The 25,852-nt window shown below is 68.7% G+C and carries 24 protein-coding genes; 16 read left to right on the top strand and 8 right to left on the bottom strand.

From position 1 onward, the window contains the following. Nucleotides 1–103: 103 nt before the first annotated feature. A complete protein-coding gene (locus ACFWF2_RS06630) occupies nucleotides 104–907 on the bottom strand; it encodes a VOC family protein (RefSeq protein ID WP_379305296.1) in 804 nt (267 codons plus the stop codon). A 326-nt stretch (nucleotides 908–1,233) separates the two neighbouring features. Between ACFWF2_RS06630 and ctaD the strand changes: the two genes are divergently transcribed. The 11 genes from ctaD to ACFWF2_RS06575 all read left to right on the top strand — a co-directional run bounded on the left by ctaD (nucleotide 1,234) and on the right by ACFWF2_RS06575 (nucleotide 11,498). After that, nucleotides 1,234–2,976 (top strand): cytochrome c oxidase subunit I, encoded by a 1,743-nt coding sequence (ctaD, locus tag ACFWF2_RS06625; RefSeq protein WP_189027200.1) that lies wholly within the window; start codon nucleotides 1,234–1,236, stop codon nucleotides 2,974–2,976. Between the two features lie 109 nt (nucleotides 2,977–3,085). Next, nucleotides 3,086–4,324 carry a phosphoserine phosphatase SerB gene (gene serB / locus ACFWF2_RS06620; protein ID WP_379305294.1) on the top strand — a complete coding sequence of 413 codons (1,239 nt, stop codon included), beginning with the start codon at nucleotides 3,086–3,088 and terminating at the stop codon, nucleotides 4,322–4,324. An 81-nt stretch (nucleotides 4,325–4,405) separates the two neighbouring features. Beyond that, nucleotides 4,406–4,873, top strand: coding sequence for a hypothetical protein (locus ACFWF2_RS06615; RefSeq protein WP_379305292.1), 468 nt, complete (start codon nucleotides 4,406–4,408; stop codon nucleotides 4,871–4,873). 75 nt (nucleotides 4,874–4,948) lie between these two features. After that, on the top strand, nucleotides 4,949–5,731 hold the full coding sequence (locus tag ACFWF2_RS06610) for a peptidyl-tRNA hydrolase (RefSeq protein WP_379305290.1): 783 nt from the start codon (nucleotides 4,949–4,951) through the stop codon (nucleotides 5,729–5,731). Between the two features lie 137 nt (nucleotides 5,732–5,868). Then, nucleotides 5,869–6,027 (top strand): hypothetical protein, encoded by a 159-nt coding sequence (locus ACFWF2_RS06605; RefSeq protein ID WP_379305288.1) that lies wholly within the window; start codon nucleotides 5,869–5,871, stop codon nucleotides 6,025–6,027. 18 nt (nucleotides 6,028–6,045) lie between these two features. Then, the gene (locus tag ACFWF2_RS06600) at nucleotides 6,046–6,879 is read left to right on the top strand and encodes an ABC transporter ATP-binding protein (protein ID WP_189027208.1); all 834 of its coding nucleotides are present in this window, start codon (nucleotides 6,046–6,048) and stop codon (nucleotides 6,877–6,879) included. A gap of 204 nt (nucleotides 6,880–7,083) precedes the next feature. Next, on the top strand, nucleotides 7,084–7,890 hold the full coding sequence (locus ACFWF2_RS06595; RefSeq protein WP_379305286.1) for an NUDIX hydrolase: 807 nt from the start codon (nucleotides 7,084–7,086) through the stop codon (nucleotides 7,888–7,890). 9 nt (nucleotides 7,891–7,899) lie between these two features. Beyond that, nucleotides 7,900–8,676, top strand: coding sequence for an enoyl-CoA hydratase-related protein (locus ACFWF2_RS06590; RefSeq protein ID WP_379305284.1), 777 nt, complete (start codon nucleotides 7,900–7,902; stop codon nucleotides 8,674–8,676). A gap of 87 nt (nucleotides 8,677–8,763) precedes the next feature. Next, nucleotides 8,764–9,741 (top strand): class I SAM-dependent methyltransferase, encoded by a 978-nt coding sequence (locus ACFWF2_RS06585; protein WP_189027215.1) that lies wholly within the window; start codon nucleotides 8,764–8,766, stop codon nucleotides 9,739–9,741. Then, complete coding sequence (locus ACFWF2_RS06580; protein ID WP_379305282.1) at nucleotides 9,742–11,040, top strand: class I SAM-dependent methyltransferase; 1,299 nt, start codon at nucleotides 9,742–9,744, stop codon at nucleotides 11,038–11,040. A 56-nt stretch (nucleotides 11,041–11,096) separates the two neighbouring features. Beyond that, complete coding sequence (locus ACFWF2_RS06575; RefSeq protein ID WP_379305280.1) at nucleotides 11,097–11,498, top strand: nuclear transport factor 2 family protein; 402 nt, start codon at nucleotides 11,097–11,099, stop codon at nucleotides 11,496–11,498. On the opposite strand, the gene ACFWF2_RS06570 is transcribed toward ACFWF2_RS06575, so the two are convergent. Together ACFWF2_RS06570 and ACFWF2_RS06565 are read right to left on the bottom strand one after the other, a co-directional pair. Further along, nucleotides 11,499–12,038 carry a DUF1697 domain-containing protein gene (locus ACFWF2_RS06570; protein ID WP_379305278.1) on the bottom strand — a complete coding sequence of 180 codons (540 nt, stop codon included), beginning with the start codon at nucleotides 12,036–12,038 and terminating at the stop codon, nucleotides 11,499–11,501. A 1,213-nt stretch (nucleotides 12,039–13,251) separates the two neighbouring features. Further along, nucleotides 13,252–13,989 (bottom strand): acyltransferase, encoded by a 738-nt coding sequence (locus ACFWF2_RS06565; protein WP_379305340.1) that lies wholly within the window; start codon nucleotides 13,987–13,989, stop codon nucleotides 13,252–13,254. 143 nt (nucleotides 13,990–14,132) lie between these two features. Here ACFWF2_RS06565 and ACFWF2_RS06560 point away from each other — a divergent pair, with 143 nt between their 5' ends. Then, complete coding sequence (locus tag ACFWF2_RS06560; RefSeq protein WP_379305276.1) at nucleotides 14,133–15,425, top strand: PQQ-binding-like beta-propeller repeat protein; 1,293 nt, start codon at nucleotides 14,133–14,135, stop codon at nucleotides 15,423–15,425. Between the two features lie 7 nt (nucleotides 15,426–15,432). On the opposite strand, the gene ACFWF2_RS06555 is transcribed toward ACFWF2_RS06560, so the two are convergent. Next, the gene (locus ACFWF2_RS06555) at nucleotides 15,433–16,443 is read right to left on the bottom strand and encodes a polysaccharide deacetylase family protein (RefSeq protein WP_379305274.1); all 1,011 of its coding nucleotides are present in this window, start codon (nucleotides 16,441–16,443) and stop codon (nucleotides 15,433–15,435) included. A gap of 158 nt (nucleotides 16,444–16,601) precedes the next feature. Between ACFWF2_RS06555 and ACFWF2_RS06550 the strand changes: the two genes are divergently transcribed. Beyond that, nucleotides 16,602–17,897 (top strand): putative glycoside hydrolase, encoded by a 1,296-nt coding sequence (locus tag ACFWF2_RS06550; protein ID WP_379305272.1) that lies wholly within the window; start codon nucleotides 16,602–16,604, stop codon nucleotides 17,895–17,897. Nucleotides 17,898–18,395: 498 nt separating this feature from the next. On the opposite strand, the gene ACFWF2_RS06545 is transcribed toward ACFWF2_RS06550, so the two are convergent. Together ACFWF2_RS06545 and ACFWF2_RS06540 are read right to left on the bottom strand one after the other, a co-directional pair. Further along, complete coding sequence (locus ACFWF2_RS06545; protein ID WP_379305270.1) at nucleotides 18,396–18,758, bottom strand: STAS/SEC14 domain-containing protein; 363 nt, start codon at nucleotides 18,756–18,758, stop codon at nucleotides 18,396–18,398. A 102-nt stretch (nucleotides 18,759–18,860) separates the two neighbouring features. Next, entirely contained in the window at nucleotides 18,861–20,114 is a 1,254-nt protein-coding gene (locus ACFWF2_RS06540) for a glycosyltransferase family 4 protein (protein ID WP_379305268.1), read from the bottom strand. 161 nt (nucleotides 20,115–20,275) lie between these two features. On the opposite strand from ACFWF2_RS06540, the gene ACFWF2_RS06535 reads away from it, so the two are divergent. Next, nucleotides 20,276–21,442: an RNA-guided endonuclease InsQ/TnpB family protein gene (locus ACFWF2_RS06535; protein WP_379305266.1), complete on the top strand. Its 1,167-nt coding sequence runs from the start codon at nucleotides 20,276–20,278 to the stop codon at nucleotides 21,440–21,442. Between the two features lie 34 nt (nucleotides 21,443–21,476). On the opposite strand, the gene ACFWF2_RS06530 is transcribed toward ACFWF2_RS06535, so the two are convergent. Both ACFWF2_RS06530 and ACFWF2_RS06525 read right to left on the bottom strand, forming a co-directional pair. Then, nucleotides 21,477–23,033 (bottom strand): 1,4-alpha-glucan branching protein domain-containing protein, encoded by a 1,557-nt coding sequence (locus tag ACFWF2_RS06530; RefSeq protein WP_379305264.1) that lies wholly within the window; start codon nucleotides 23,031–23,033, stop codon nucleotides 21,477–21,479. Beyond that, a complete protein-coding gene (locus ACFWF2_RS06525; RefSeq protein WP_379305262.1) occupies nucleotides 23,030–23,818 on the bottom strand; it encodes a class I SAM-dependent methyltransferase in 789 nt (262 codons plus the stop codon). The genes ACFWF2_RS06530 and ACFWF2_RS06525 overlap by 4 nt, the downstream gene beginning before the upstream one ends. 191 nt (nucleotides 23,819–24,009) lie before the next feature. Here ACFWF2_RS06525 and ACFWF2_RS06520 point away from each other — a divergent pair, with 191 nt between their 5' ends. Further along, nucleotides 24,010–24,795, top strand: coding sequence for an electron transfer flavoprotein subunit beta/FixA family protein (locus ACFWF2_RS06520; protein ID WP_189027240.1), 786 nt, complete (start codon nucleotides 24,010–24,012; stop codon nucleotides 24,793–24,795). Between the two features lie 36 nt (nucleotides 24,796–24,831). After that, complete coding sequence (locus tag ACFWF2_RS06515; RefSeq protein ID WP_379305260.1) at nucleotides 24,832–25,788, top strand: electron transfer flavoprotein subunit alpha/FixB family protein; 957 nt, start codon at nucleotides 24,832–24,834, stop codon at nucleotides 25,786–25,788. The last annotated feature ends 64 nt before the right edge of the window (nucleotides 25,789–25,852 follow it).

Here is a 25,852-nt window from a genome sequence, read left to right as displayed (position 1 = left end):
ACAGCGACCCCAGCGTTGGGGGGTGACCCCCCGGGGGGTGCGTTTCCCACCCCAAGGTGGTTGAACCCGTGGTGGCGACGCGGACGACGCGTCGCCACCCCGCTCAGCGCGCGTTGCCGCCGATGCTGAAGTGGGCGCCGGTCGGGTCGGTGAGACCGGCCAGGCGGCCGTAGGGGGTGTCCATGGGGTCGAACACCACGGCGCCGCCGAGGGCGACGGCCGTGGCGGCGGTCTTGTCGACGTCGTCGGCGCCGAAGTAGGTCGTCCACGCGCCGGGGATGCCCTCGGGGAGGTGGCCGGTGGCGTCCATGACGCCGCCGCGCATCGGGGAGGTCGCGTGGAGGGTGGTGTAGCGGAACTCGGGGGAGTCGGCCACGGTGAACGGGTCACGCCAGCCGAAGACCTCGCGGTAGAAGGTCAGCGACGGCTCGTAGGCGCGGGTCATCAGCTCGAACCAGGACGGCACACCGTCGTGGTTGCTCCAGACACCGTCGGCGACGTCGCCGATCGCCTCGAAGCCGGGGAACTCGCCCGCCTGCCACACGCCGACACCGACGCCGCCGACATCGGCAAGCACGGCCATGGTGCCCAGCTCGCCCACCGCCATCGGCTCGACGAACACGTTGGCGCCTGCGGCGCTCGCCTTCGCCGTGGTCGCCGCGGCGTCGTCGGCGGCCAGGTAGACGGTCCAGCGGTCGGGGAACGGATCGCCGTCGTCGGGGACGCGGTTCATCGCGCCCGCGACGGCCTTGCCGTCCTTGCGCAGGGTGGTGTAGCCACCGAACTCCTCGCCGCCGCGTTCGGCGGTCCAGCCGAACAGTTCGCCGTAGAAGGCGATGGCGCGGTCGAGATCGGCGGTGTAGAGATCGACCCAGGTGGGATCGCCGGGCTGGATGCTGACGGACATGACGACTCCTCGGCTGCGGGGGAATAGCTCGACAGAGACGGTGGCGGAACGTGCCCACCGTCATAGATCATGACGTCGCGGCACCCGAAAAGTCATCGCAGGCAACCGTTGCACCCGCGCGACCTGCGGAGGAAGATCGAGAACGGTGTCGGTCGGATACGCCGTCGTTCGTCTACGGCGCGCTGAATACGACACAGAGTAGGACCCGCTCGTGATGCTGCGGCAGCACGGTTTACGATTCACTCCAACGCATGCTGACCGTCGTCTGCCTCTGACCGGAGGACGGAGGGCCTGCGAGTGACGTACAGGCATCTTCAGGAGGATCAGTGACTGCGGTAGAGCCCAGGCCAGTCCCTCAGTTGGAAGCGACTCGACCGTATCCCGCTCGGACCGGGCCCAAGGGCTCGTTCCTGTACAAGGCGGTCACCACCACCGACCCCAAGGTGCTCGGCACCATGTACCTGGTGACGGCGATCAGCTTCTTCCTGGTCGGCGGTCTCATGGCGCTGCTCATGCGCGCCGAGCTGGCCCGCCCGGGTCTGCAGTTCCTCTCGCCCGAGCAGTTCAACCAGCTGTTCACCATGCACGGCACGATCATGCTGCTGTTCTACGCGACGGCGATCGTGTTCGGCTTCGCCAACATCATCCTCCCGCTGCAGATCGGCGCCCCAGACGTCGCCTTCCCGCGACTGAACGCGTTCAGCTACTGGCTGTACCTGTTCGGTGGCTCCATGGCGACCGCGGGCTTCGTGACCCCCGGTGGCGCCGCGGACTTCGGCTGGACGGCGTACGTGCCGCTGACCGACATCCTGCACTCGCCCGGTGTCGGCACCGACCTGTGGATCCTGGGTCTGGCCGTCTCCGGTCTCGGCACCATCCTCGGTGGCGTCAACATGCTCACCACCGTGGTCTGCCTGCGCGCGCCCGGTATGACCATGTTCCGCATGCCGATCTTCACCTGGAACATCGCGGTGACCTCGGTCCTGGTGCTGCTCGCGTTCCCGCTGCTGACCGCGGCGCTGTTCGGCCTGGCCTACGACCGCCACCTGGGCGGCCACATCTACGACCCGGCCACCGGCGGCATCCTGCTCTACCAGCACCTGTTCTGGTTCTTCGGCCACCCCGAGGTCTACATCATCGCGCTGCCGTTCTTCGGCATCGTGTCCGAGATCTTCCCGGTCTTCAGCCGTAAGCCGATCTTCGGTTACACCACGCTGGTCTACGCGACCCTCGGTATCGCGGCGCTGTCGATCGCGGTGTGGGCGCACCACATGTACGCCACCGGCGCCGTGCTGCTGCCGTACTTCTCCTTCATGACCTTCCTCATCGCGGTCCCGACCGGTGTGAAGTTCTTCAACTGGATCGGCACGATGTGGCGCGGTCAGCTGACGTTCGAATCACCGATGCTGTGGTCGATCGGCTTCCTGGTGACCTTCCTCTTCGGTGGTCTGTCGGGCGTCATCCTGGCCTCGCCGCCGCTGGACTTCCACGTCACCGACTCGTACTTCGTCGTCGCGCACTTCCACTACGTGCTCTTCGGCACCATCGTGTTCGCCACCTTCGCGGGTATCTACTTCTGGTTCCCGAAGATCACCGGCCGCATGATGGACGAGCGCCTGGCGAAGTGGCACTTCTGGACCACCTTCGTCGGCTTCCACACCACCTTCCTGGTGCAGCACTGGCTGGGTGCCGAGGGCATGCCGCGTCGCTACGCCGACTACCTGCCCAGCGACGGCTTCACCACGCTGAACACGATCTCCACCATCGGTGCCTTCATCCTCGGCTCGTCGATGCTGCCGTTCGTGTGGAACACCTTCAAGAGCTACCGCTACGGCGAGGTCGTCACGGTGGACGACCCGTGGGGCTACGGCAACTCCCTGGAGTGGGCCACCACCTGCCCGCCGCCGCGGCACAACTTCTACGAGCTGCCGCGCATCCGCTCCGAGCGTCCGGCGTTCGAGCTGCACTACCCGCACATGGTCGAGCGCATGAAGGCCGAGGCGCACGTCGGCTGGGGCTCGGCCAAGCACGCCACGCACGTTGCCGAAGGCACGCTGGCGAAGAAGTAGAAAACACCGGAAGACCGAGGGTGTGCACCTGCTGGGTGACCAGCAGGTGCACGCGCTATTTCTAGACTAAGTTGCGCATTTACGGCTCACCCCAGGGAAGGGCCCGGATATGGAGCAGATCGACTTGGCAGACACCACAGTTCTCGTGACCGTCACCGGCCCCGACCGACCTGGCGTCACTTCTGTGCTGCTGACAGCGCTATCGCGGCATCAGGTGAGCCTGCTCGACGTGGAGCAGGTCGTCATCAGGGGCAGGCTCACCCTCGGTGTGCTGGTGTCGTGCCCCAACGACCCCGAGGCGCTGCAGGACGAGCTCGAAGAGGCGATGAACACCGTCGGCATGCAGGTCGACGTGTCCGTCGACGCGCAGATCGGCAAGCCGCCGATGTCGACGCATGCCGTGGTGGTGCTCGGCGCCCCCGTCACCGCGCACGCGTTCAGCGCGATCTCGCGGATGCTCGCCGCCCTCGGCGCCAATATCGACACCATTCGCGGCATCGCCGACTATCCGGTGACCGGCATGGAACTGATGGTCACCGCGACCGACACCGGCGCCGACACCGATTCCCGGCTGCGCACCGCGCTGGCCGACGTCGCCGTCGCCGAGCAGGTCGACATCGCCGTGGAACGGGCCGGGCTGGCCCGTCGCGCCAAGCGGCTCATCGTCTTCGACGTGGACTCCACCCTGATCCAGGGTGAGGTCATCGAGATGCTGGCCGCGCACGCCGGTGTCGAGGAGCAGGTCCGCGAGGTCACCGAGGCCGCGATGCGTGGCGAGCTCGACTTCGCCGAATCGCTGCGCCAGCGGGTCGCGACCCTGGAAGGTCTCGACGAGTCGGTGATCGAGGAGGTCGCCGACCGGATCGAGCTCACCCCCGGCGCCCGCACCACCATCCGCACGCTGCGTCGGCTCGGGTTCCGCTGCGGCGTGGTCTCCGGTGGGTTCCGGCAGGTCATCGAGCCGCTCGCGCATGAGCTGGAACTCGACTTCGTGCAGGCCAACACCCTCGAGATCGTCGACGGGAAGCTCACCGGCCGGGTGATCGGCGAGATCGTCGACCGGGCCTTCAAGGCGACCGCGCTGCGCAAGTTCGCCGCCGACGCGGGTGTGCCGATGGAGCAGACCGTGGCGGTCGGCGACGGCGCCAACGACATCGACATGCTCAACGCGGCCGGGCTCGGCGTGGCGTTCAACGCCAAGCCCGCGCTGCGCGAGGTGGCCGACACGGCGCTGTCGCATCCGTATCTGGACGCGGTGCTGTTCATCCTCGGCGTCACCCGCGACGAGGTCGAGGCGGCCGACGCCCGCGACGGCGGGGTGCGCCGGGTTCCGCTGCTCGGGCGGTAGTCACTGGCGCGTCGCGGCCGGACGGGCCCGGCACGGCGTTAGCCTCCAGCGCAGGGTGTCCTTCGGCGTTGGGAGAGTTCCGTGCGGAAAGTCCTGCTCGCGGCTCGAGCGGACGCTACGGGCGCTGGTCGCTCGGTTCCGCGAGGCTTGCTCGTCCTGGCCACCCTCGCGGGCCTGCTCGCCGGATGTGGCGACGACTCGTCCGGCACCTCGACGACAATCGAGCTGCCGACCACCGCACCGGCGGCCGCGGTGAGCCCGGTCGAGGTCGACCAGACCTTCAACGGCGGGACGGTCGGCGTGGAGCTGGGTCAGCTCCTGCTGGTCCGGCTACCGCAGAAGCCGGACGACACCGAGCAGTGGATACCGGTGAACATCGAGGAGGGTGTCCTGTCCGCGGAGCCACCCCAGTCGGAGGGCGACAGCACGGTGTGGCCGTTCCGTGGTATCGGGCCCGGCATGGCGACCATCCAATTCGTCTTCGGCCCGGCCAGTCAGCCACCGATCGAGCCGGGGCCGCAGTTCATCCTGTCCGTGCAGGTCGCGTAGTGGCGACGGAGACCGTCCGGTCGGCTCGCTAGGCTGGGCCGGACTGGTGGCGTCGATCGAATCGGGTGTTGTGGCATGGGCAGCGCGGAACTGAGCAGCGTGGAGACCGAGGCGGAGGTCAGGGACACCGCGGCCGAATTCGCTGTGCGGCACGCCGAATTGGCGCGGGGCTACGGCGGCAACGGCGACCCGGACGACCCGGCCATGGTCCAGGCGATGCAGATGGTGCTGCACATCCCGAAGACCCATCCGCCCGCCCGCAGCGCGCTCCTGGAAGCCGCGGCGGCCGCTGCCGTCGCCGTCTGTCTCGACCCGCGCTCCGGGCCGGGCGGAGAGTGGGAGCCGCGGTATCTGGCGTGGAAGCGGTCCAGGATCAGGAAGGTGGCCCGGCGGGCTCGCGGCTCGCAGTGGGTGTCCGCGGGTGCGGTCGACGGTGTCACGATCGAGGTCGACGGCGCGCAGGCGCGTGCGTTCGTTCCCGGCCCGGTGGGCGCGATCGACCAGCGGATCCGCAAGCTGCAGATCGGCGGCACCGATCTCGAGCACGACGAGCCGGGCCCGCCGGACCCGCGGCTGCCGGTGCTGTGGGTCAACGCGGCGCTCGAGATGTCGGTCGGCAAGGCGGCCGCCCAGGTCGGGCACGCGAGCATGCTGCTGGCGGGGGCCATGCCGGTGACGGCCGCGGCGGCCTGGGCCGAGCACGACTTCCGGTGCGCGGTCCGCGATGCCGACGACCAGCGGTGGGCTGGATTGGTGGCCGAGGTGGCCGCCGGTCGCGCTGTCGCCGTGCGCGACGCGGGCTTCACCGAGGTGGCGCCCGGCTCGATGACGGTGATCGCGGTGCCCGCCCAGGCCTGACCCACCGGCACGCGCGGCCGAATCCTGCCGGTTGGTGCCGGTTTTCGCGACTCGCCGTCACGGCGGGGTGTATCTGGGGGATCGTGGGGGTATATGAAACCGACGGTCCAGGCAGCCAGGCGTAGGGAGGTTCCGCGATGGTGACGACGATTGTGGTGATCCTGATCGTGTGGGTGGTGCTCTCGGTGCCGATCTCGTTTCTCGCCGCCAGGATGCTGCGCGGCGAGCAGGGCGGGCACCGCGATTCCGCGCCGACCAGCAACGACGAATCCCACTCGGGCCGGTCGTTCCGCTGAGGGCCCGCGTGGTCCAAGATGGAGCGCGTGTCGCAACCCGATCCCGATCTGCTCATCGACTTCTCCGACGTGACCATCCGCCGCTCGGGCCGAACGCTCGTCGGCCCGGTCAGCTGGCAGGTCGAGCTCGACGAACGCTGGGTGGTGTTAGGCCCCAACGGGGCAGGCAAGACCTCGCTGCTGAGAATGGCCGCCGCCGAGGTCCATCCGACCTCCGGTGACGCGAACCTGTTGGGGGAGACCCTCGGTCGCGTCGACGTCACCGAGCTGCGCCCGCGCATCGGGTTGTCCTCGGCGGCGGTGGCCAGCCGCATTCCCGTCGACGAGAAGGTCAGCGATCTGGTGGTGTCGGCAGGCTACGCGGTGCTCGGCCGGTGGCGCGAACGCTACGACGACATCGACACCGAACGCGCCGTCGACATGCTGGAAACCCTGGGCGCCGAACACCTTTCCGACCGCACCTACGGCACCCTGTCCGAGGGCGAACGCAAGCGGGTGCTGATCGCACGCGCCCTGATGACCGATCCGGAACTGCTGCTGCTCGACGAACCCGCCGCCGGCCTCGACCTGGGTGGGCGAGAGGAACTCGTGGAGCGGCTCGGCTATCTGGCCGCCGACCCCGACGCGCCCGCGATGGTCCTGGTGACCCACCACGTGGAGGAGATCCCGCCGGGCTTCACCCACGCCATGCTGCTCAGGGAGGGCGAGGTCGTCGGGCAGGGTCTGCTCGAGGACGTGCTCACCGCCGAGAACCTCAGCGCCGCGTTCAGCCAGTCCATCGCGCTGGACCGGGTCGACGGGCGCTGGTTCGCCCGCAGGGCGCGCCGGGCGGGGCAGCACCGCCGCGCCTGACGTCCACTCAGTGGGAACCGGGAGGGCGGGACAGCACCCGCCCGGCTGAACTGTTTCCACCGCTAACCAAGCAGGCGTTAGGGTGCAGTGGAGGCCGGAGTCGCGGCCGCGCGTCACACGCGCGGCCTGCCCGGTGCTCCGGCAGGCGATGGGGCCGGTCGGAGTCGGTCGCCGGGCCGCGCCCGGCGGTGGAGAGGAACGGGTATGAGTGAGTCCGGGGTAGCCGCGCGCGACGCGTCGACGGTGATGCTGGTGCGCGACGGTGGGTCGGGCATCGAGGTGTTCCTGCAGCGGCGCGTCAGCGGAATGGCGTTCGCGGGCGGGATGACCGTCTTCCCCGGCGGTGGCGTCGACGCCGCCGACGGCACCGCCGACATCGCCTGGGCAGGACCCGCACCGGCGTGGTGGGCCGAGCGTTTCGCGACGACCGAGCAGGCGGCCCAGGCGCTGGTCGCGGCCGCGGTCCGGGAGACCTTCGAGGAATGCGGCGTGCTGCTGGCCGGGCCTACCGCCGATACCGTCGTCGACGACTCCGCGGTTTACCGCGAGGCCCGCGGCAAGCTCGAGCGCCGTGAGCTGTCGCTCGCGGCCTTCCTCGCGGCCGAGGGTCTGGTGCTGCGTGCCGATCTGCTGCGTCCGTGGTCGAACTGGATCACTCCCGAAGCCGAACCGCGCCGCTACAACACCCGGTTCTTCGTCGCCGTGCTGCCGCAGGGCCAGATCGCCGACGGCGCGACCTCCGAGGCCGCCCAGGTCCTCTGGGCGACTCCGCAGGACGCCCTGGCGAGCTGGCGGGCGGGCGAGCACGTCCTGCTGCCGCCGACGTGGTCGCAGCTCGACGGCCTGTGCGGTTTCGCCGATACCGCGGCCGTGCTGGCCGCCGACCGGGCGATCACCCCGATCATGCCGCACTGCACGCCCAACGCCGAGGGCCCGCCGCTGACCGACTTCCCGGACAACGGCCGGTATTTCGCGGAGCTGCCGCAGCTGGGTGCACTGGGCGGCCGGTAGGTTGGCCGCATGGCCGAATTCGTCACCCTCGAGCTGCCCGCCGAGCCGACCGCTCGCGGCGTCGCGCTGCTGCGCATCGATCGTCCGCCGCTGAACCTCGTCGACGCCCAGCTTGCCCGTGAGGTCGCCGCGGCGGCCGAGACCGTGGGCAGGCACCCCGGGGTGGCCGCGCTCATCGTCTACGGCGACGAGCGGGTGTTCAGCGCGGGCGACGAGATGACCGAGCTCGCCGAGCTCGACGCCGAGCAGGCGGCCGCCATGGCCGCCGACCTGCAAGCCGCCCTCGGCTGCCTCACCCGGGTGCCGCAGCCGACGGTCGCCGCGATCACCGGCTACTGCCTCGGCGCCGGTCTGGAGCTGGCACTCGGCGCCGACCACCGGATCATCGGCGACAACGTCAAACTCGGGCTGCCGCAGATCAAGGCGGGACTGATCCCGCTGTCGGGGATCCGCAGGCTGTCGCTGCTGATCGGCGCGAGCCGCGCCAAGGACCTTGTCTACACCGGTCGATTCGTCGACGCCGAGGAAGCCGCGAAGCTCGGTCTGGTCGACGAGGTCGTCGCCCCCGACGACGTCCTCACCGCCGCCCGCCGCTGGGCCGAGCAGTTCGTGACGGCCGCGCCGCGCGCCCTGGCGGCCGCCAAGGCGGTCTTCGAAGCGGGCCCGCACGGTCACTCCACCGCCGTCACCGAATGGTCGGCGCTGTTCGCCACCGACGACGCCCGCACCGGCACCCGCACCTTCGCCGCGGAGGGCCCGAACAGCGCTGTTTTCACCGGCCGGTGAGCTGAGACCGGTCGATCGACCAAGTGGAACCGCCGGAAACAAGACCGCCCATTGCGTGCCAAGGGTCTCCTATTACTCTTGGCGGTTATGACGGTCCACCCCGATGACCCGGCGCCGAACCCGCACGCCACCGAGGCCGAGGTCGAAGCAGCGCTGAAGGACACCAAGCTCGCCCAGGTCCTGTATCACGACTGGGAAGCGGAGACATACGACGACAAGTGGTCGATCTCCTATGACGAACGCTGTATCGCGTATGCCCGCGGCCGGTTCGACCTCGCGGTCGGCCCCGCCCCGCTCCCCTACGAACGGGCGCTCGAGCTCGGCTGCGGCACGGGGTTCTTCCTGCTGAACCTGATGCAGGGCGGCATCGCGAAGAAGGGCTCGGTCACCGACCTCTCGCCCGGCATGGTCAAGGTCGCGCTGCGCAACGCCGAGCACCTGGGCCTGGACGTCGACGGCCGTGTCGCCGACGCCGAGACCATCCCGTACGACGACGACACCTTCGACCTCGTGTGCGGCCACGCCGTGCTGCACCACATCCCGGACGTGGAGCTGGCGCTCAAGGAGTGCCTGCGGGTGCTCAAGCCGGGCGGACGTTTCGTCTTCGCCGGTGAGCCGACCACCATCGGCAACCTCTACGCCCGCAAGCTCGGTCAGGCCACCTGGAAGGTGACCACCGAGATCACCAAGCTGCCGTTCCTGTCCGGCTGGCGCCGCCCGCAGACCGAGCTGGACGAGTCCTCCCGCGCCGCCGCGCTCGAGGCCGTCGTCGACCTGCACACCTTCGACCCGAGCGATCTCGAGAAGATGGCCAAGTCGGCCGGTGCCGTCGACGTGAAGGCCACCACCGAGGAGTTCGCCGCCGCCCTGTGGGGCTGGCCGGTGCGCACGTTCGAGGCCGCCGTCCCCGACGAGAAACTGACCATCGGCTACCGCATGGCGCAGTACCGCGCCTGGCTGGGCCTGAGCTGGCTCGACGAGAACGTCCTGCGCAAGGTCGTCCCGCGCGAGTTCTTCTACAACGCGATGATCACCGGCGTGAAGCCGGGCGCGGCGCAGAAGTAGGTGGGGTACCGCTTCGGCCGCGACGACGTCGCCTATCTGGGCAGCGCGGCGGGATCCGCCGCGCTCGCCGACGTCGACCGGCTGGAGCTCACCCCGGCGACGCACCTGCGCGATATCGAGCAGGTGCGTCGTTCGCACGACGCGCACGCCGCCGCGCTGATCGAGACGGTGCGGTTGCGGCGTAAGGCCGCGGTGAAGCTGCCCGCGGCGGCCGAATGGTTGTTCACCGACGACGCCCTGCAGCAGGCAACGCCCGCGCTCGTCGCCCGGCACCGGGCCGCGCGGCTGGCCGGCCGGGCGGTGCACGATGTCACCTGCTCGATCGGGGCGGAACTGGCCGAGCTGGCCGCGGTGTGCCCGGCAGTCATCGGTAGTGACCTCGACGAGGTGCGGTTGGCGATGGCCGCCCACAACCTCGGTGTCGCGCCGCTGTCGGCGACCGGTCTCGGCACAGCCGTCGATGGACAGCAGGAGCCACACCTCCTCTCCGTCACGCAGGCCGCTACTCGCGCCGGCGGAGCGCCGCAGGAGGCGGTTTCGTCGATTCGCGGACGAAACATAGTGCTGGCCAAGGCCGATGCCCTCACCCCCACGTCCCGGGACACGGTGATCATCGCCGATCCCGCCCGTCGAGCCGACGGTCGCCGCACCTATGACCCCGCGAAACTCCAACCCCCACTGCCCGACCTGCTGGCCGCCTACGCGGGCCGTGACATCGCCGTGAAGTCCGCTCCCGGACTGGATTTCGACCGCCTCGGCTGGAACGGCGAGATCGAGGTGGTCTCCCTCGACGGCGCGGTCCGCGAAGCCTGCCTGTGGTCGCCCGGGCTGACCGAATCCGGCGTCACCCGCCGCGCCACCGTCCTCGATTCCCGCGGCGGCGCGACCACACTCACCGACGCCGACCCCGACGACATCCCCGAGCAGCCCCCCGGCGAGTGGATCGTCGACCCCGACGGCGCGATCGTGCGCGCGGGCCTGGTCCGCCACTACGCCGCCGAACACGGCCTCTGGCAACTGGATCCGCACATCGCCTACCTCACCGGCGACACCGTCCCCTCAGGCATGCGCGGCTTCCGCATCGAGGACCGCTTCGAACTCCGCGAGAAGACACTGCGCCAGGAACTGTCCCGCCGCGACTGCGGCCCGCTGGAGATCCTCATCCGAGGCGTCGACATCGACCCGGACGCCCTCCGCAAGAAGCTCAAGCAGCGCGGCACCCAGCCCTACACCTTGGTGATCACCCGAATCGGCCGCAACGCAACGGTTTTCCTGTGCACGGCCCAGGCGGCCGGGTAAGGCTGCTGCGACGCCGCGATCGAACACATGTTCCCCTCGGCGGCTATGCTGTGCCGGTGACCAACGAGAACCCCGCCGAGGCCGCCATCCATCGCTACTTCGCCGCACTCCAGTCCGGCACCCCGGCGCTGTTGAAGGAGTGCTTCACCGATGACGCGCGCTGGATCGCACCAGGTCGGCTGCCCAACTCGGGAACCTGGCACGGACCGGACGCTATCGTCGACGAGTTCTTCCCGATCGCGATGGGCCGGATGCGGCCGGGCTCGTTCACCACGGACCTGCTCAGCCTGACCATCGGCGACTCGAACGCCGTCGTCGAGTGGCGATCGAGGGCGACCACGACCTCGGGCCACGAGTACGACAACGCCTACATCGCGAACTTCGTCGTCACCGACGGCAAGATCTCCGAGGTACGCGAGTACTTCGACACCCAGCACGGTGAGAGCCTGTACCAGTAGCTAACTTTCCATCTTCTTCACCACCCGCTGAATCGTGAGCCAGGTGCGGGTGGTGATGTCCTTGCCGTAGGTCTTGTCCAGGCGGGCCATGAAGTCGGGGGTTTTGCCGGTGCTGTTGTCGATGACGGTGAGGAAGGCACGGGCCTCGCGGTCATAACCGATGACGCGCGTGAGGGGGTCGTCGTCGAAGGCCTTCGTGTCCGCTTCGCGCATCGCGTCTTTGAAGAATGTGACAGTGAGGTAGGAACCACGTTCGTGGGGGAGGCCTTCGAAGGGGTCGCGGTCCAGTAGTTCACGCAGTTCGGAGTGACTCCGGATGATGGTCCCGCCGGGGATGCCCAGCTCGGTGGCCAGGGCCTGCTGGATGCGCTCTTCCAGGTCGGCCCGGTCATCGGCGGTGCGAAAGACGACATTGCCGCTGGTCAGTACCGAGGCGACCTTGTCGAAGCCCAGACCTTCGAACACCCCACGCAACTTCTCGTTGCGCATGTTCGGGTTGGTCGGCATGATCCCGCGCAGCAGCGCCGCATAACTGTCCACGGTGCGACCGTACCGATCACCCCGGACAACCCGCCATGGCGGGCGAGGCCGTCAGCCCCCTGGCATGTGGAGCGAGCGGGTCAGGGCGGGCTCTATCTTGGACGGAGGTCAACCATTGTGACATCGCATGGACCGGGAACCGAGCCGAACTCCCGCACCGATCTGCCCCGGTGCCGCCGGGTGATCCCACGCTATCTGGGCTGGTAATGCAGCGGGCAAGTCGAGAGATCTTCCCCGACCATAGCGCGCGCAGCCTGCCGTCCAGAACGGCTCGGGATAGCCGCAACAACCACCCGACCGCGGCAGGCGTCGAACAGCATCAGATCGGCGTGCTCGTTCGTGATTTACACAAGACAAATCACCAATGGCCAGACGGGCGCCATACCCATGCAGGCGAAAGGCCAGCCAGGGTCCCAAAACGATGCGGGCTCGACTTGGACGGGCGTCGGTGCCTGGACCGGAGCGACGGAATCGGCAGGCGCCGCGGTGGCGAATCCGGAACCCAGCGCGATCATCGGTGCGAGGGCCGCAGCTGCTGCGGCTGCGCGAATTGTGTTCTTGGTCATGATGGTTCCTTCAGTGGGAAAATGTCGGGAATCCGCACGAAGCGGAGAATCCCGCAAGATCGACACCGACAATTGTTCTCGTCGCACGAGTGGAAAACCATCATCCCCGGGGCTGAAACCACTCACCCCCGGGGTTGAAATCCCTCATCCCTCGACCGCGCAGCCAGTACCGACCACCCGACAGCCCTCCATACCGGTCGAGAACGGGTCGGCTGCTGCGGGGCGGGACTTGTTCAGCGGGTCATACAGCGAAGACGCAGGGGGCTGTAAGCAGGGGCAGGATCGGCGGCACAAAGCAGATCGGGAACGCGAGTAGGCTGAGCCCGAGTGTAAATGGCGCCAGTAGCACGGCAGGCTCGACCTGCACAGGGGCCAGCTCGGAGACCGCGACAGGGGTAGGGGATTCGGAGGGGGCCGCAGTAGCAATACCTGACCCGAGGGCAATCATCGGTGTGAGCGCCACAGCTGCTGCGGCTGCGCGAATTCTATTCTTGGTCATGATGGTTCCTTCGGTGAGGAATACGGGAACCACGCGAACGGAGGATCCCGCAAGATCGACACCAATAATTGTTCTAGTGGTACAAGTGGAAAACCATCATCCCCGGGGTTGAAATCCCTCAGCCCTCGGCTGCGCAGCCGCTCGGCGATTACGCCTTTGCCGCGGCGTTCTTCTTCCGCTCGATATCGGCCAGCGCGGCCATGTAGGCGGCCCGCTCCTCGGCGGTGGCGTCCCAGGCGACCTTGCGGTTCTTGACGACCTTGGCCGGCGCGCCGACGGCGATGCTGTAGTCGGGGATGTCCCCACGCACCACCGCGTGCGCGCCCAGCACACACCCACGCCCGACGCGGGTGTCGCGCAGCACGGTCACCTTGGCGGCGATCCAGGTGTCGGGGCCGATCCGGACGGGGCTCTTCACGATGCCCTGGTCCTTGATGGGCAGGGTGATGTCGTCCATCTTGTGGTCGAAGTCGCAGATGTAGCACCAGTCGGCGACCAGCGTGGATTCGCCGATCTCGATGTCGAGGTAGGTGTTGACGACGTTGTCCTTGCCGAAGACCACCTTGTCGCCGATGCGCAGCGAGCCCTCGTGGCAGCGGATGGCGTTGCCGTCACCGATGTGCACCCAGCGGCCGATCTCCATGCGGGCGAATTCCGGGGTCGCGTGGATCTCCACATTGCGGCCGAGGAACACCATGCCACGCAGCACGATGTGCGGGTTGGCCAGCCGGAACTTGGCCAGCCGGTAGTACCGCACCAGGTACCAGGGGGTGTAGGCGCGGTTGGCGAGCACCCAGCGCAGCGAGTCCCTGGTCAGAAAACGCGCCTGCTGCGGATCGCGGCGGCGTGAACCACGCCAGCGCGCGCTCAGCGGCGCGCCCCACATGCTCGTCACGAACTACTCTCCCGTCGTGATCGCACCGGGCCAGCCCCGGGGATTCGGTCATCGATAACACAGAGTACTTTCGGAGCGCACGTATACCGTGCGGTACCCCGATCATCGGCTCGATAAAACAGGGAGATCAGCAGGTGCGAACTCGGACTCGCGTCGCGGCCTCGCTCGCTGCCGCCGGTGTGGTGGCGTTGGCAGGCTGCGGCACCGACGTGGACGACATCACGGTCGGCAGCGGAAAGGGTTGGCCCGCAGCCCATCACGACGGACGCAACGGTGGTGCGAGCCCGGTGACCGGCGCGGAGTCGATGTCGCTGAGCTGGTCGCGCCCGGTGGGCGGCCCGATCGCCCAGCCGTTGACGATCGGCTCCGAGGGCCAGATGTTCGTGACGACGAGCACGGGCAACTGCGCGATCTTCTCCTACCAGATGCGCACCGGACGCAAGCGCTTCTGCAACCCGCTCGGCCCGTCGACGATCGAGTCGCCGACCGTGGTCGACAGCGTCAGCAACGTCTACGTCGGTGACGACGGCGCGGTGAACTCCTTCAACTACCTCGGTCAGCCGCGCTGGCGCACGCCGGTGGCGGGCGTGCCGGTGGCGATCCAGTTCACCGCTGACGGCAAACTGCTCACGGTGACCCAGTCCGGCCAGGTCGACGTCCTGAGCCGGCAGACCGGCGGTCGCGAGGTGCCGACGCTGCAGCTGCTCGGCGAGCCCGACTTCCTGAAACTGCCCGGCCTGACCCGCCCGGCCTCCGGCGACGGTCTCGACGACTGCCGGATCGGCGGCCCGCGCTGCGCGGTCGCCAACACCACCGCCGTCGACCCCGAATCGGGCCGGTTCTTCGTCACCGTGTGGGAGCCCGGCAAGTCCGTCGCCTCGTTGCGCGGGATGCGCTACGCCGACGGCAAGGTCGCCCAGGAGTGGAGCGCCGACATGCTGACCGGCGGCAGCGCCACCAGCCCGACCCTGTCCGGCGACGGCGCCACCGTGTACGTCGGCGACAACAGCGGCCGCCTGATCGCCGTGAACGCCGAGGACGGCAGCACCCGCTGGACCCACGCCCTCGGCTGGACCCCCAGCCGCGGCATCTCCCTGGTCGACGACCTGATCATCCCCGCGGGCGACGACGGCTACCTGATGGCCCTGCACGACCGCGGTGACCGCGCCGAGCTCGCCTGGGAACGCAAAGACCTCGCCCTGCGCGGCACCCCCGCCCAGACCGCGGGCGGCATCGGCTACACCGTCGCCGCCATCGGCGCGGGCCTGAGCCTGATCACCTTCGACACCACCACGGGCAACACCGTCGACTCCGACGTCCTGCCCGCCGCCACCGGCACCACCACCGGCACCTCCGTCGGGCCGGAAGGTGAAGTCGTCGTCGCCACCCGCCTCGGCGAGATCTTCGCCTTCACCCCCGACGCCTGACCGGGCGTCAGTACGGGTTGGCCCGGTCCGCCCAGCGCGCGTCGACCTCCGCGGCGCGTTGCCGGGGGAAGGCGATGCGCGCCGGGTCGCCGTCGGCGGTGTAGCGCTGGTCCGGGTGGGCGGCCAGCCAGTCCAGCCAGTAGCCGGAGTCGAACGGGACCGCGCCGCGCCCGGACCTGATGCGCGGCACGCCACCGGGGTCGATCGCGCCGTACGGTGCGGGGGCGGGATTCGAGCCAACCAGCATCACAGCGTCGAAGCGGTAGGCGGTGCCGTCCCAGCTGCCGGTCGCGGCCAGGCTGCGATCGCGGGGATAGACGCCCAGCGGCAATGCCATGGTGCGCACGGTGATTCCCGGCGCGGCCGTTGTCACCGCACGCACGTTCTGCACCAGTTCCCGTTGCACGCCGTCGGCGTCCAGGCTCGCGAGATTCGCGTGATCGGCGGTGTGCGCACCGACCTCGTGGCCGTTGGCCGCCAGCCAGGGCAGCGCGCGAGGGTCGTTCCCGAAGGGCTCGTTGTTGACGTAGAAGGTGGCCACCGGCCGGAAATCGGGGTAGCGGGCGCCGAACTCGGCGAGGATGCCCGCTGCGCTGTCCGGGGCCACGGCGCCGGCGTCGGTGAAGGCGAGCTGGCTCCCGGTGGAATCGTCGAAGGTGAGTACCACCGGATGGGTGCCCGCCGGCAGGTCGAGGTCGCCGGCGATGTACTGCGCGGCGGTCACCGGGCGGTAGCCCTCGCGGTAAAGACGTTCCAGTTCGTCCCGGAACTCCGCCGGGGTCTGGTCGTATTCGCCGGCCGGGTTCGCTGCGAGCTGGTGATACATCAGGACCGGGACGAATCCCAGTTCGTTGGCGGCGATCTCGGCCGGATTCGGCGGTGACGATTCCGCTGTCGTCGCGGGCCCGGCCGGTTGTCCGGCCGGAGCCGGTGCGCCCTCTGCCGTGCAGGCGGTGAGTGCCGCGGCCAGCAAGAGCGTGGACACGCGGTGGAATACCGGGTTCGATCTGCCTCCCATCGCGATAATGTAACGCGGCGGCAAAGCTTTTCCCGTGTTCTTTCGATACCCCGGCAGTTTGCATCGGACCTGCGAAATAGTGGGCCTGACAACGGTAGCGGAAGGTGGTGTGGGCGTTGGGATTGTGGATCCAGTCGATTGATCGGCGGCGTTTGGCGATGATCGCCGCAGTTGCTGTCCTCGCGTTGGTGGTAGTCGCGCTGCTGGCCGGATTCGCGTTGAGCAGATCCGCGGGACTTGCGGCCGCGGACACCGTCGCGCCGACCCTGCAGGTGACACCACCCGATCCGGTGCGCTCCTATCGCGCGCCGGTCGTGCTGCGCGGCAACGCCATCGACGCCGTGCGCGTGTCCATCGGCGAGGAATCGGTGACTCCCGGTCCGGACGGGGCCTTCGAGATCTCCGTGCCGTGGGCTCCCGCCGTCGAGGTCGTGGCGGCGGACGCCGCGGGCAATCAGAGCAGCAGCACCGTCGTCACGGCGCGCACGCTGCCGCGGATGCGGGCGGTGCACGTCACCGCGCACGCCTGGTCGCACGAGGGCCTGCGCGAAGCCGTGCTCGATCTCGCTCGCGAAGGCCGCATCGATACCGTGCAGCTCGACATCAAGGACGAGGACGGCGTCGTCGGCTACGACTCCCAGGTTGCCCTCGCCCGCGAATCCGGTGCTGTCGCTTCGATTTACGATGCGCCCGCCGCCCTGCGGCAATTGCACGACCTCGGCCTGCAGGTGGTCGGCCGCATTGTCGCGTTCCGCGATCCGACCGTGGCCGCCTGGGCCTGGCACAACGGCCGACCCGATTGGGTTGTCCAGAATCCGTCCGGGCAGCCCTATTCCAGTCACTACGGCCCGATCGCCTTCACCAATGTCGCCCATCCCGACGTGCGCCGATACAACATCGACCTCGCGGTGGAGGCCGCCCAGCTCGGCTTCGACGGCATCATGTACGACTACGTCCGCCGCCCCGACGGCAGCCTGACCAGCATGCATTTCGCCGGACTTACCGGCACCCCCACCGACGCGGTCGCCGGATTCCTCGCCGAGAGCCGCTACCCGGTCCACCTCGCCGGCGCCCACCTGAGCGCCGCCGTCTACGGCATCGCCTCCACTCGCCCGGACGAGATCGCCCAGGACATCCCCCGCATGGCCCGCAACGTCGACTTCGTCGCCCCCATGCTCTACCCCTCCCACTGGAACTCCGGCGAGTACGGCGTCGCCAACCCCAACGCCCAGCCCTACGACATCATCCTTCGCTCGCTGCAGGACTTCCAGAAGAGCACGACGGGCACCGGCGCCACAGTGATCCCGTGGCTCCAGGACTTCAGCCTCGGTGTGACCTACGGCGACGCCGAGTTGCGCGCCCAGATCGACGCCACCCGAGACGCGGGCATCGACAGCTTCTTCCTCTGGAACGCCGCGACCCGCTACCACAGCGGCGGCATCCACCCCGCCTGAAGAAACCCACCACCTGACGCGGGCTCAGCGTACCCACGCGATGGTGTCACCGGTGCTGCCACGACCTCACCCGTCGCTGCCGGGTCAGGAACCGATCACACGGCGCAAACGAACGCGGCGAACCCCCCGATGCCCGGGAGAGTGCCTAGAAATATGCACAGGGGGTCGCCCAGACGATTCAGGGCTGTGGGCTCGACTTGATCGGGCTCGGGTGCGACCGGGATGACCGAGTCGGCGGGAGTCGCGGCGGCGAAGCCGGTACCAAGGACGAAAATCGGTGTGAGCGCCGCAGCCGCTGCGGCTGCGCGAATTCTGTTCTTGTTCATGGCAGCAGTTCCTTCGGTGCACAGGGCCGGGAACCCGCTCGAGTCGATGGTTCCCGCAGGATCGACACCCAAAATTCTGCTCGCAGCATCCGTAGCTATCCATCGTCCCTAGGGTTGAAATCCCTCAGCCCCTCGACAAGTGCTCTACCCGCGGCGCCGGCGCCAGGTGCTATCACGCCACCCAGGCGATGGCGTCGCTCTCGTTCGCGACGGGGAAGACGCGCACCTCCGCGGGGATGAGGAAGCCGAACAGGTGGACCGCTTCGCCCAGTGCCTTGTGGTCGGTGACCAGGGCGAAGCGGCCCCAGGCGCTGCGGGGGACGCGGACGAGTTTCAGGTCCTGCCACATCGCGTCGAGGGAATAGCGGTCGAAGTCGGGGCCGAGGACGTAGACGAGGTTGACCGGCTGCTGGTGTTCGAGGGCCGCGTCGATCGCCGGGTCGAGGACCGTGGTGTAGTCCTCGGCGGTGACGGTTCCGGAGGCGCGCAGGCCGATGGTCGCGGCGGGCAGGTGGGGGATCTGCTGCAAGGGCATGGGGCGACAGTAGAGCCGGGTGGTCGCCTCGGCGTCATGCGTTGTGGGTGAAGTCGAGCTCGGCGCGCGACCTGTCGGAGGTCGCGCGTCGAGAGGCGTCCACTACTTCGGATCGCGCTCCGGCAGCGGCCGTTCCACGATGTCGGGGCGGCCGAGCGAGGTACGCACGCGACGTTTGGCGGCCGAGTAGACCTGGGCGGTCTCCGCGGCGACCACGTCCCAGGCGAAGTCGGCGGTGAGGCGTTCGCGGGCGTTGTAGGCGCGGTCCTGGGCGGTCGCCGGGTCGTCGAGGACGGCGCGGGCCGCGTCGACGATGCCGTCCACGTCGGCCGGTTCGAAGGAGGCGCCGGTGACACCGTCGATGACGGCCTCGCCGAGCCCGCCCGCGGTGGAGGCGATCAGCGGGACACCGGCGGCGGCGGCTTCCAGGGCCACGATGCCGAACGGCTCGTACCGGCTCGGCAGCACGATCGCGTCCGCGCCGTGCAGCCAGCCGAGCAGTTCCTCGTGTCCGAGGCTACCGACGAAATGCACGGCCCGCGCGACGCGATGCACGCGGGCGCGTTCACGCAGCCAGTCGAACTGGGTGCCGACACCGGCGACGGTCAAGGTGGTGCCGGGGTGCGCGCGGCGGATGCGGGGGAGCGCCGCGATCGCGTCCTGCACGCCCTTCTCGTATTCGAGCCTGCCCACATACAGCAGCTTCGGCGGGCCGGAGCGCGGTGCGCGCGGACGGAAGGTCCACGCGCCGACGTCGATGCCGTTGCGGATCACCGAGATCGGCGAGAGCTCGGGCCCGTAGAGCCGCTCCACCTCGTCCTGCATGGACGTCGAGCAGGTGATGAGCTGATCGGCCTCGTTGGTCAGCCACCACTCGACCGAGTGCACCTGCTTGTTGACCCGCCCCGATACCCAGCCGCTGTGGCGGCCGGCCTCGGTGGCGTGGATGGTGGCGACGAGCGGCACGTCGTAGTACTCGGCCAGAGCGATCGACGGGTGCGCGACGAGCCAGTCGTGCGCGTGCACCACATCCGGTGTCCAGCCCTCGCCGACGCCGGGCTTGCCGAGCGCCACACCGGCGCGGACCATCGCGTGCCCCATCGCCAGGGTCCAGGCGAGCATGTCCTCGCCGAAGTCGAAACACGGCGGGTCCTCGGCCACCGCGACGACGAGCACGCCGTCGGCGATGTAGGAGTGCGTGGGATGGGTGATCGAGTCGGTGCCCGTCGGCCTGCGCGCCAGCACCACGACCTCGTGACCGGCCGCGGCCAGCTCGACGGCCAGGTGATGGACGTGCCGGCCGAGCCCGCCGACTACGACCGGCGGGTACTCCCACGACACCATCAAAATCTTCATCGAATCGACTCCGCAGAATTCTTCGTCGTCAGGTGTGACCCGGGTGCGGCATGCAGGGCCCGGGCCACGTAGGAACTCGGCACAGCACTCGACGACCCCGCCGACAGCATTGCCGTCGTAGAGGCCCACGTCCACGGTGACGCCTGAGATAGCGGAATGCTATGTTCGAACGTGTGGTCGAGACGATGCGCTACACATACCGGCTGCGCCCAGGCGCGAGTGCCGTGCGTGTACTCGAAACCGAGTGGCACCGTTGCCGATTCATCTGGAACGAGGCGGTCCACCAGCAACGTACCGGAGGGAAGCCGACGTTGGCGAAGCTCGGAAAGCTTCTTACTGATGCACGCCGACGGATGGTCTGGTTGCGCGACGGATCTCAAGTTGCTCAACAGCAAATGCTCCGTTCCTACACGACCGCTCTGAACCAGTCGTTCGCGGTCAAAGGTCGTGGTAGGCCGAAGGTTAAACGACGCAAGGATTCCCTGCCGTCGCTGGAGTACACCCGCAACGGATTCTCGCTCGCGGATGGTCGTCTGCGGCTGCCCAAGGGCATCGTGATCCCCGTGGTTTGGTCGCGTGATCTGCCGTCGACCCCCACGTCGGTTCGCGTCTACCAGGATTCGCTGGGCCACTGGTATGCGTCGTTCGTGGTCCGTAGTCCGATCGAGCCACTCCCGCAAAGGTCGACAGGCCTCGGCGTCGATTGGGGAGTGTCCGTGACCGCGACTACGACGAATCCGGATTTCGATCTGCCGTACGGTGGCAACCGGAAGCGATGCGCCGCCGAGCTTGCTCGGGCCCAGCGGAAGATGGCCCGGCGACGGCGCCCAGCTGGTCACACACCATCCAACGGTTACTCGAGGGCGCGCCGCGAAGCCGCTCGCCTGCAGAAGAAGGCCGCTCGGCAGAACAGTCACGCTGCGCGGGTCTGGGCGAACAGTGTCGTGCGAGAGCATCAGCTGATCGCCATCGAAGGCTTCAAGCCGAAGTTCCTTGCTCAGTCGTCGTTGGCTGGTAAGGCCGCGGACGCGGCGATAGGAGCCGCCAAACGCGAACTGCTGACGCGAGCCAAGCGGGCGGGCCGTCAGGTAGTGATAGTTGAGCCCGCATACACGACGATGACGTGTTCGAGTTGCTTCGCGAGAGCCAAGCGGCGACTCGGGCTCGACGAACGAACCTTCCGATGCGATAGCTGTGGATACATCGCCGGTCGTGATCGGAACGCTGCCAAGGTGATCTTGGCTGTGGCAGAGCGGGGCCACACGAGCGTTGACGATGTAAGACATGTGTGGCACTCCTCCTCTGGGGTCGTCGTGTGTGCGGTCTGAGTTCGGAATCCTCGGCTTCGATCGCGGGGAACCGTTAAACGAATCCTTCAGCGGCGGCCGACGGGACAGCGGTCGGCAACCGCCGCGCGTCCAGACCTGGGAAGAATCCGTCGGCCGCGTTCCATCCTGCCGCGAGACGGGTCGCTTTGGCGAACTGGCCAGCCCCGATGGCCTCGGCGAGTTCGCGCACGGCGTGGGCGTGCTCGTGTGCCCGGTCGCGGGCGTACCCGGCGGCGGAGTCCTTGCTGACCATGAAGGCCCAGTCGCTGGAGACGGTCAGAATGGCCTCGCGCAGCAACTGGTCGGCGACCGGATCGCGCAGCGAGCCGTCCCGGCGGACCTTGTCGAGGGTGTCCAGCGCCAGCCGGACGACGTCGGCATTGAGCGCGACGAGATCGGCGACCTGGTCGCCCGCCCACACCCGCCAGTCCTTGCCCGAACCCCACGACGAGTCGTTGAGCTGCACAGGTTCGCCGACATACCCGTTGTCGCGGGCGTCGGCGAGGGTGCCGACGTTCACGCCTGCTTCGGGCAGCGCGCGCAGCACCTGCTCGAGCCATTCGGGGCCCTCGTGCCACCAGTGACCGAACAGTTCGGTGTCGAACGCGGCCACCACGAGGGCCGGTCGGCCGATCCGCTCGGACTCCTCGATCAGCCTGCTGCGCACGGTCTCGACGAAGTCGGCGACGTCGCGGGTGATGGCGCCCGCGGCGAGTTCGGGATCGTAAGGGGCCTTGTCAGGTCCGGCGACGGTTTTGCCGGTCACCCGGGACGGTTTGAGACCCGTCGCGTGGTCGTAGTGATGGAAATCGCGGTACGCGCTCTGCCCCGGATAGCCCTGTTTCGGCGACCAGACCCGGTAGCTCACCTGAAGATCGCGCCCGAACGCGAGCACATCGGCGTCGCGGACGGGCCTGCCGAGCGTGGTATCGCCCCGCAACGAGGGCCCGTCGACCATGAAATGCGTCACACCAGCGGCGTCGTAGTTCCGCTCCATACCGGGGGTGTAGCCGCACTCGGGCGCCCAGATGCCGGTCGGGGTGGTGCCCCACCGCAGTCGCGCGTCGGCCAGACCCTCGGTGAGCTGGAACTGGCGCAGTCGCTCGTCGAGCAGCGGCTGGAACGGATGGGCCAGCGGACCGCCGAGCAGCTCGATCGCGTCCGCGTCGATGAGCGAACGCCACACCGGCGCGCTGCCGTGCCGCCAGTCCCGTTCGAATTCGGCCAAAGCCGTTGCGGCGAGCCGATGTTCGTGACGGCCCAGCGCCACATTGCCCGACATCGAGGCCTCGTCGGCGCGCAACTGCCAGTTGCCCAGCCAGTGGTGCATGCCGGCCAGGCAGTGCGGATCGTCGAGCTGGGCGGCGAGCACCGGGGTGATGCCCAGGCTCAGCAGACGCGTACGTCCTTCGGCCGCAAGGTTCTTCAGTACCCGCACTACCGGCAGGTAAGACGCGGCCCAGGACTGGTAGAGCCATTCCTCGCCGACCGGCCAGCGTCCGTGATGGGCCAGCCAGGGTAGGTGGGAATGCAGGACGAGCGTGAACTGGCCCGGCACGGAGCCGGACCTGGCGGAGCGAGAATCGGTCAACGCCTTGCCTTTTCGGCGATCGCCACCAGGTCCAGGCTCGCGTCGATATCGCCGGCGCGCAGGTCGAAATCGTCGATGGTGACGGCGGCGACGTCGGCGGTGAGATCGGCGGGCCACGGCTCACCGGCCAGCGCGCGCTCGATCTGGGCGTCGATGAACGACCCACCGTGCTTGGCGTCCAACGCTTTCAGGCTCGCGCCGTGGTGCACGCCGAGCATCTCGGTGACCGTGAAACCGGCCTCGACCAGCAGTTCGGTGAGCTCGGCGGCGTTGAGTTCGCGGGTGTGGAACGGGTTGAGCGGGGTGTCGCGGCCGGGGGAGAAGGTGATCCGGTTCGGCGTGCTGATCAGCAGCTGCCCGCCCGGACGCAGCACGCGCAGGCACTCGCGCAGGAACTGCGCCTGGTCCCACAGATGCTCGATGACCTGGAAATTCACGACGATATCGACGGATTCGTCCTCCAGCGGCAGCTCGGCGAGATTGCCCTGGATCATCTCGACGCGCGGGTAGCGCGCGCGCACGTGCGCGACGGCGCCCTCGTCGTAGTCGACGCCGACGACACGCGCGGCCACGCCGGCGATCATGTCGGCGCCGTAGCCCTCGCCCGAACCCGCCTCGAGCACGGTCTTACCGGTGCAACGGTCGAGCAGCCGGGCGTAGGCGATCTCGTGCCGACGGAACCAGTAGTTCTCCTCGGCGATGCCGGGCACGGTCCGCTCACCGGTCAACGGCAGTGGTTCATGTGTGGCGGCCACGGGTGCGGCAGGGATCACAGCCTCGCTCATTCGTCCGACGTTACTGGTACCGCCGGTCCTTGCCGGAGTCAGGGACCGGATGAGAACCCCTTGTGCATGTAGGTTACCCACGAGTAACTTAGCGTAGGGTAGTGTTCCGCTCTGAGCTACTCACGGACGTACGGCCCCCCGCTCGTGCGGCCACCACACACGTGTACCCAGAAGGAGGTCGACGAAGACCGATGCCGAACATCGTCGTACTCATCAAGCAGGTTCCTGACACCTGGTCCGAGCGCAAGCTGACCGATGGTGACTACACCCTCGACCGCGAGGCCGCCGACGCCGTCCTCGACGAGATCAACGAGCGCGCCGTCGAGGAAGCGCTGCTGATCAAGGAGGCCCAGGGCGGCGAGGTCACCGTGCTGGCCGCCGGTCCGGATCGCGCCACCGAGGCCATCCGCAAGGCGCTGTCCATGGGTGCCGACAAGGCCATCCACATCAACGACCCGGCGATCCACGGCTCCGACGCCGTGCAGACCGCGTGGGTGCTGGCCGGCGCGCTGGGCCAGGTCGAGGGCGTCGAGCTGGTCATCGCCGGCAACGAGGCCACCGACGGTCGCGCTGGCGCCGTTCCCGCGATCATCGCCGAGTACCTGGGCATCCCGCAGCTGACGCACCTGCGCAAGCTGACCGTCGACGGCGACAAGATCACCGGCGAGCGCGAGACCGACGAGGGCGTGTTCAAGCTCGAGGCGTCCCTGCCCGCCATCGTCTCGGTCACCGAGAAGATCAACGAGCCGCGCTTCCCGTCCTTCAAGGGCATCATGGCCGCGAAGAAGAAGGAAGTTCAGGTCTTCACCCTGGCCGATCTGGGCATCGACCCGTCGACCGTGGGCGTCGCCAACGCAGGCACCCAGGTCACCGGCTCCACCCCGAAGCCCGCCCGCACCGCGGGCGAGAAGATCGCGGACGAGGGCGAGGGCGGCAACCAGATCGCCACCTACCTCATCGGTCAGAAGATCATCTGATCCGGCCCCGTCCGAGACTTCGAAGGAGAAAGAACAATGGCTGAAGTACTTGTGCTCATCGAGCACGCCGACGGTGCCGTGAAGAAGATCAGCACCGAACTGCTCACCGCCGCCCGCACCCTGGGCGAGCCCGCCGCCGTCGTCACCGGCCCGGCCGGTACCGCCGACAAGCTGGCCGCCGCGCTGGCCGCCGCGGGCGCCGAGAAGATCTACGTCGCCGAGTCCGACGACATCGAGGGCTTCCTGGTCACCCCGAAGGTCGACGTGCTGGCCGGCCTGGTCGAGTCCGCCTCGCCCGCCGCCGTGCTGGTCGCCGCCACCGCCGAGGGCAAGGAGGTGTCGGGCCGCCTCGCCGCGCGCATCGGCTCCGGCCTGCTCGTCGACGTCATCGGCGTCAACGCCGACGGCTCGGCCGTGCACTCCATCTTCGGTGGCGCGTTCACCGTCGACGCCAAGGCCACCGGCGATGTGCCGGTGATCTCGATCCGTCCTGGCGCCATCGAGGCGGCCCCGCAGGCCGGCGCCGGCGAGCAGGTCGTCGTCGAGGTTCCGGCCCAGGAAGACGGCGTCGTCAAGATCGTCTCGCGTGAGCCGATCGTGGGCGGCGACCGTCCGGAGCTGACCGAGGCGAGCATCGTCGTCTCCGGCGGCCGTGGTGTCGGTTCCGCCGACAACTTCGCGGTCGTCGAGGCGCTGGCCGACTCGCTCGGTGCCGCCGTCGGCGCCTCGCGTGCCGCCGTCGACTCGGGCTACTACCCGGGCCAGTTCCAGGTGGGTCAGACCGGTAAGACGGTCTCCCCGCAGCTCTACATCGCCCTGGGCATCTCCGGCGCCATCCAGCACCGGGCCGGCATGCAGACCTCGAAGACCATCGTCGCGGTCAACAAGGACGAAGAGGCTCCCATCTTCGAGATCGCCGACTACGGCATCGTGGGCGACCTGTTCAACGTCACCCCGCAGCTGACCGAGGCCGTGAAGTCCCACAAGGGCTGAACCGATTCGCTCGTCGCACTTGAACGGCCCGGCTTCTCCACAGAGATGCCGGGCCGTTCGGCAT

This window comes from Nocardia sp. NPDC060259 (assembly GCF_042728775.1).
In the GTDB taxonomy this organism is placed as follows: Bacteria; Actinomycetota; Actinomycetes; order Mycobacteriales; family Mycobacteriaceae; genus Nocardia.
This window is presented reverse-complemented; position numbering and strand designations above follow the sequence as displayed.

What these genes read in the sequence shown, in the direction of transcription:
- ACFWF2_RS06630 (WP_379305296.1), bottom strand. Translation starts at nt 907, where the DNA reads ATGTCCGTCAGCATCCAGCCCGGCGATCCCACCTGGGTCGATCTCTAC.
- serB (WP_379305294.1), top strand. Translation starts at nt 3,086, where the DNA reads ATGGAGCAGATCGACTTGGCAGACACCACAGTTCTCGTGACCGTCACC.
- ACFWF2_RS06610 (WP_379305290.1), top strand. Translation starts at nt 4,949, where the DNA reads ATGGGCAGCGCGGAACTGAGCAGCGTGGAGACCGAGGCGGAGGTCAGG.
- ACFWF2_RS06605 (WP_379305288.1), top strand. Translation starts at nt 5,869, where the DNA reads ATGGTGACGACGATTGTGGTGATCCTGATCGTGTGGGTGGTGCTCTCG.
- ACFWF2_RS06600 (WP_189027208.1), top strand. Translation starts at nt 6,046, where the DNA reads ATGGAGCGCGTGTCGCAACCCGATCCCGATCTGCTCATCGACTTCTCC.
- ACFWF2_RS06595 (WP_379305286.1), top strand. Translation starts at nt 7,084, where the DNA reads ATGAGTGAGTCCGGGGTAGCCGCGCGCGACGCGTCGACGGTGATGCTG.
- ACFWF2_RS06590 (WP_379305284.1), top strand. Translation starts at nt 7,900, where the DNA reads ATGGCCGAATTCGTCACCCTCGAGCTGCCCGCCGAGCCGACCGCTCGC.
- ACFWF2_RS06585 (WP_189027215.1), top strand. Translation starts at nt 8,764, where the DNA reads ATGACGGTCCACCCCGATGACCCGGCGCCGAACCCGCACGCCACCGAG.
- ACFWF2_RS06565 (WP_379305340.1), bottom strand. Translation starts at nt 13,989, where the DNA reads ATGTGGGGCGCGCCGCTGAGCGCGCGCTGGCGTGGTTCACGCCGCCGC.
- ACFWF2_RS06555 (WP_379305274.1), bottom strand. Translation starts at nt 16,443, where the DNA reads ATGGGAGGCAGATCGAACCCGGTATTCCACCGCGTGTCCACGCTCTTG.
- ACFWF2_RS06550 (WP_379305272.1), top strand. Translation starts at nt 16,602, where the DNA reads ATGATCGCCGCAGTTGCTGTCCTCGCGTTGGTGGTAGTCGCGCTGCTG.
- ACFWF2_RS06545 (WP_379305270.1), bottom strand. Translation starts at nt 18,758, where the DNA reads ATGCCCTTGCAGCAGATCCCCCACCTGCCCGCCGCGACCATCGGCCTG.
- ACFWF2_RS06540 (WP_379305268.1), bottom strand. Translation starts at nt 20,114, where the DNA reads ATGAAGATTTTGATGGTGTCGTGGGAGTACCCGCCGGTCGTAGTCGGC.
- ACFWF2_RS06535 (WP_379305266.1), top strand. Translation starts at nt 20,276, where the DNA reads ATGTTCGAACGTGTGGTCGAGACGATGCGCTACACATACCGGCTGCGC.
- ACFWF2_RS06525 (WP_379305262.1), bottom strand. Translation starts at nt 23,818, where the DNA reads ATGAGCGAGGCTGTGATCCCTGCCGCACCCGTGGCCGCCACACATGAA.
- ACFWF2_RS06520 (WP_189027240.1), top strand. Translation starts at nt 24,010, where the DNA reads ATGCCGAACATCGTCGTACTCATCAAGCAGGTTCCTGACACCTGGTCC.
- ACFWF2_RS06515 (WP_379305260.1), top strand. Translation starts at nt 24,832, where the DNA reads ATGGCTGAAGTACTTGTGCTCATCGAGCACGCCGACGGTGCCGTGAAG.